Source organism: Corallococcus sp. 4LFB, from assembly GCF_046520365.1.
Classification (GTDB): domain Bacteria; phylum Myxococcota; class Myxococcia; order Myxococcales; family Myxococcaceae; genus Corallococcus; species Corallococcus caeni.
Window position 1 is genome coordinate 1 of sequence record NZ_JBKGHJ010000600.1, and the last position, 4,469, is coordinate 4,469.

The 4,469-nt window shown below is 73.7% G+C and carries 4 protein-coding genes; 3 read left to right on the forward strand and 1 reads right to left on the reverse strand.

Annotated elements, in window-relative coordinates; genetic code table 11:
* Positions 1-355: 355 nt before the first annotated feature.
* The 3 genes from ACLEQD_RS37740 (at position 356) to ACLEQD_RS37750 (ending at position 2,666) form a co-directional block, all read left to right on the forward strand.
* A complete protein-coding gene (locus tag ACLEQD_RS37740) occupies positions 356-1,393 on the forward strand; it encodes a hypothetical protein (RefSeq protein WP_410390706.1) in 1,038 nt (345 codons plus the stop codon).
* A 222-nt stretch (positions 1,394-1,615) separates the two neighbouring features.
* Positions 1,616-2,161, forward strand: coding sequence for a hypothetical protein (locus ACLEQD_RS37745; RefSeq protein ID WP_410390707.1), 546 nt, complete (start codon positions 1,616-1,618; stop codon positions 2,159-2,161).
* Between the two features lie 154 nt (positions 2,162-2,315).
* Entirely contained in the window at positions 2,316-2,666 is a 351-nt protein-coding gene (locus tag ACLEQD_RS37750) for a hypothetical protein (RefSeq protein ID WP_171422093.1), read from the forward strand.
* 11 nt (positions 2,667-2,677) lie between these two features.
* Here the strand turns inward: ACLEQD_RS37750 and ACLEQD_RS37755 are convergent, their stop codons facing one another.
* Positions 2,678-4,198 (reverse strand): peptidase M3, encoded by a 1,521-nt coding sequence (locus ACLEQD_RS37755; RefSeq protein ID WP_410390708.1) that lies wholly within the window; start codon positions 4,196-4,198, stop codon positions 2,678-2,680.
* Positions 4,199-4,469 lie beyond the last annotated feature (271 nt).

Below are 4,469 nucleotides of genomic sequence, written 5' to 3' on the forward strand. Positions count from 1 at the left end.
CGGGGGACCTCCGGCGCCGCGCGGCGGACCGCCACCGCCCTCACGGCGCGGCGGTGCTCCGCGGTCGTCACGGCGCGGCGGGCCTCCGGCTGTCCGATTCTCATCACGTCCTGGCCGGGCAGGCGCGCGTGGAGCGCTCCCCCGGCCGTCCTCCTGGCGCCGTGGCGCCGAGGGCGTGGAGTCGGACTTCTTGGCCTGCTCCTCGGAGACGAGGCCCGCTTTCAACAACTTGTCTCGCAGGTTCTGCATGGGTTGGGCGTTCTATCCCTTGCACGGCCGCACGCAAGCCACCGCTTGCCGCTCCTGTGGCCCCCACGTAACTTGCCGCCCCCGCCGTCCTGGTCGTGGAGGTTCCGTGGGAAGTCTGACGAAGTCCGCCGCCCTCGCCCTGGTCCTGGCAGCCACCGGCTGCTCCGACCCCGTCGACAAGGCGGCCAAGGCCCGCATCTTCTCGGCGGAGGACCCGCCGAAGGTGGTGGCCTCGGCGAAGGAGAAGCTGCCGCCGGAAGACGTCGCGGACAACCCCCAGGTGTCCCGCCGCATCCTGGGCATGGACGCCGCGGAGGTGACCGAGCGGCTGGGCCCGCACCTCTTCCAGTCCACCCTCAGCTACGAGTGGGCCGGCCCCAGCGGCAACAACCCCGTGAAGCTCACGGAGACGCGCTCCTTCCGCGCGGGCCCCGGCGGCGTCAACGGCGACTTCCACGGCATCCTGGAGAACTCGCGGGACCAGGGCCTGGAGGTGATGCGCGTGAAGGGCCAGGTCTTCGCGCGCAACCGCTACGGCCCGTACCGCCAGCGCCTGCGCGACCGCGGCATGGCCGAGCGCACCCGCACGGAGCTGACGGGCGCCATCCGCGACTTCGACAGCCTCTTCCAGGGCCGCATCAAGCTCACCCCCGCGGGCACCGTCACCCACGAGGGGCGCACCGCGTGGAAGTACAACGTCTCCCTGGGCGCCCCCCAGGAGGGCGGCACGCCGAAGAAGCTGCCCGCCGCCTTCTCGCCCAAGAACGCGGACGAGACGACGAAGCGCCGCGCCAACTTCTTCGCGCACCGGCTGCCTCGCTCGCTGGAGGGAGAGGTGCTGGTGGACGCGGCCACGTCCGTCGTCCTCAAGGCCCGGCTGGACGGGCGCATCGGCGTGCCCCAGGAGAAGACCCCGGAGGCCGCGGAGCTGCGCATGACGCTGGAGTCCAGCCTGACGGAGATTGGCAAGGACCCCCAGCTCCAGCCGCCTCAGGACTTCCTGCCGGACGCGGACAAGCCCCAGGGCATCGCGGACGCGCTGGACCACTTCGGCATCCCGCGCACCAGGCCGGGGGACTCGCCCGCCACCCCGGGCGCCACGCCCGGCGCCCCCGAACCGGAAGACGAGGGCGAGGCCAACTGAGGTACCTCCCGCGCCTCCTGACCGTTGGAGGCCCCACGGCTTCACGGCCAGGAAGCTCGGAGGCTCGGAGGCTCGGAGGCTCGGAGGCTCGGAGGTGCGCCGGCCCCTTGAGGCTGTGACGGCCGTGTCCTGCGCGGGCCGCCGTCCCGCCCGGGGCCTCCCCGTAAGTGCTTGAAGCGGCTGGGGAACCCCCCTGGCCCTGGCCTTGCTCTGGGGAGGGGCATGTTCCGCTCCGCCCTCCCCCTGGCGTGCGCCGGGCTCGCGCTCCTGGCGACCCCGGCCCTCGCCGAACCCGCCCGCGACCTGGGCATCACCGTCGCGCCGCTGGGGGCCTACGTGCTCAAGGGCGACGCGCAAGCGGGGCGCACCGTGGGCTACAGCGTGGGCCTGGGCTGGGCGTACCGCAAGCCGGGGGCGGTGCTGGAGGTGGGCGGGCACCTGGCGTCCAGCCGGCACCTGACGGAGGTGACGCCCATGGCCTTGCGCGTGGTGCCCCTGGGGGACACCCGGTTGCGGCCCTTCCTGGGCGTGGGGGCCAGCCTGCTGGTGCCCCACTCCCGGCCCCAGCCCGTGGCCCCGGACGCGCTGGGCAGCCGCGTGCTCCAGGTGGGCTTCGAACTCTGCGGCGGCGTGGGCCTGGAGCTGGGGGAGAACCTCTTCCTCTCCGCCGAGGCGCGCTACCAGAACTTCTCCGCCAGGGGGGATCCCTTCTCAGGGCAGCGGCAGCACCTTCGCTCCACGTTCCTGGGCCTGGGGATGCGCCTGTAGCTGTAGCGGGTGGGGCGGGTCGCTACAGACAGGCAGCGGCCTGTTGGAAGAAATTTTGACGGCCCTCTTGCAGCCTCTACAATCCTCGTCGGTTGCGGCCCAGACGCATCTGACATGCTCGGGTGTTCAGGCGTGCACAACGAAGGGAGCGGAGATGGAGCGCAAGGTCGGAAGTAGCACGTTGACCGCGAAAGAGGTCAAGGCGGCGCTGGAGAAGTCCACCACGCTGACGGCCGAGGAGGAGAAGGCCCTGCGCATGCGCCACGGCGCGGGCGCCCCCAGCAAGAGCGCGCCGCTGCCCCGCGCCGCGGGTGCCAACGCGGAGCTCGCGGACGAGCTGCTCGTCATCGAGATGCAGCTGATGAAGGCCATGCGCGCGCGCACCGGCCAGACGCGCACGGCGGCCAACGACGCCAAGGCGCCCGCCGCGGTCCGCACCCGCGAGGCCCCGGCCAACGCGGCGAAGGACAAGATCGTCCGCGCGCTGCGCGCCAAGAAGAAGTAGGGGCGGTCTCCCTACTGGTTGAGGATGGCCACGAGGCGCGCTCCCGCCTCGGGCAACGCCAGCGGCGTGCCCGAGACCTCCGTGGCCAGTCCCTCCGCGTCGGCGGCGCCGCCCCGCGCGAAGAGCCCCTTGAGCCAGGTGAAGGCGGCGGGGTTGCGCCAGAAGTCCTCGTTGAACCGCTCCAGCAGGTGCGCGGTGAGCCGGGTCTCCAGGGCCCAGGCCCGCAGGTAGCGGGTGACGTAGAGCTGCGAATCCACGTCATGCAGGAAGAAGCCCGGGTGCGGCTGCGCGAAGAGGGCGCGGCGCTGGCCGTCGGCGTACTCGTCCGCGCGGTCGGCGGAGGCGCCCTTGGTGCTCAGGGACAGCTCGTAGGACAGCTTCGCGCAGTGGCGGCGCAGCACGGCCAGGGCCTGGAAGGCGCCCATGCGCACGACGTCCTTCGTCGTGCCGGACGGCAGGCCCAGGTAGCGCTTGAGCCAGGGCGGGGACAGGAGCAGCCGCTCGAAGGTGGCGGCGTAGGCCTCCGTGACGGACGCGTCGCCCAGCCGGCGCAGCTCCATGGGGGCGTCCTCGTCCACGTGGGCCAGGTGCCACGCGTGGCCCAGCTCGTGGAGCAGGTCCCCCAGCGCGTCCATGCCGCCGCGCGGCTGGAGGACCAGGCGGATTTCCTGGGGCACGCGCACGGCGGCGACGAAGGGGCGTGACGCCTTGCCGGGGCGGGCCTCGTCGTCCAGGCGGATGCGGCCGCCGGCCTCGGGGTGGAGGCCCCAGTCGGACAGCCAGCGCATCACGGCGGGGACGGTGTCCTCGCGGCGGAAGTGGGCGTCCAGCCACGGGGCGCGCAGGGCGTGCTGCACGTCGTGGCGCCGCGCCTCGCCGCCGGGCAGCGGGCGCAGGGTGGGCTCCAGCTTGCGCAGCACGTAGGCCAGCACGTCGCGGTAGGCATCCTCGGTGCGCTGGAGGGTCTGCTCGGCGGCCTGGGCGAGCTTCCCCGCGTCGATGCCGGTGACGTCCTGGCGCAGCGAGGGGTAGTCCGGGAAGCCCAGCACCTCCGCGGCCTGGAGGGCGGCGTCGCGCCGGTCGCCATAAGGGCCCCGGTGGTCCCAGAGGAAGTTGCCGGCGCCGCGCTCCAGGAGGGCGCGGCGGGCGCGGCTGGATTCGCGCGGCAGCTGCGACAGGGCCTGGGCCAGCGACAGCGTCGTGTCGTCGGCGGGGATGTGGGAGCGGGCCTCCAGCGCGACGACGGCGTCCGCCGCGGGCAGGGCCAGGGACTCCTCCACCTGGGTGGCGATGAGCTCGCGCACGAGCGTGATGCGGCGGACGGCGACGGGGTCGTCCTTGCCGCGAGCGCGGGAGAGGGCCTCGTTGGCGGCGGCGAAGGTCTCCGGTGAGGACAGCTCCGGGAAGGAGGCGTGCAGGCGCGCGACGGGGAGGTCCGGGGAGAGTCCGGCGCCGTAGCGGTACTGGAGGGTGGCCAGCTCGGCGAGGAAGTCATCCAGCCGCGACCGGACGGAGAGCAGGGGGCGGTCCATGGCGGCGCGGAAGGTAACAGGAAGCCCGCGTCAGGGCAGGGACCGCGCGCATAGAGTGTCGCGCCATGTCCTCCACCTCCGCTGCCCGGCCGCATGCTCCCCTGGAGTCCCCCACGGAAGGGGAGGGCGCGGGGGCAGGTGGCCCGGGAGCGATGCAGTGGGCGCGGAGGGGCTCCGGGGCCGGGGGCCTCGCGGGGACGGGCCGTGAGGGCGGGCGATGAAGCGCCGGACGTTCCGGGCGGAGGGGGCGCACGCGGGGCGTGTGCTGGTG

Coding starts and splice junctions, on each gene's coding strand:
- ACLEQD_RS37745 (WP_410390707.1), top strand. CDS start 1,616: ATGTTCCGCTCCGCCCTCCCCCTGGCGTGCGCCGGGCTCGCGCTCCTG.
- ACLEQD_RS37750 (WP_171422093.1), top strand. CDS start 2,316: ATGGAGCGCAAGGTCGGAAGTAGCACGTTGACCGCGAAAGAGGTCAAG.
- ACLEQD_RS37755 (WP_410390708.1), bottom strand. CDS start 4,198: ATGGACCGCCCCCTGCTCTCCGTCCGGTCGCGGCTGGATGACTTCCTC.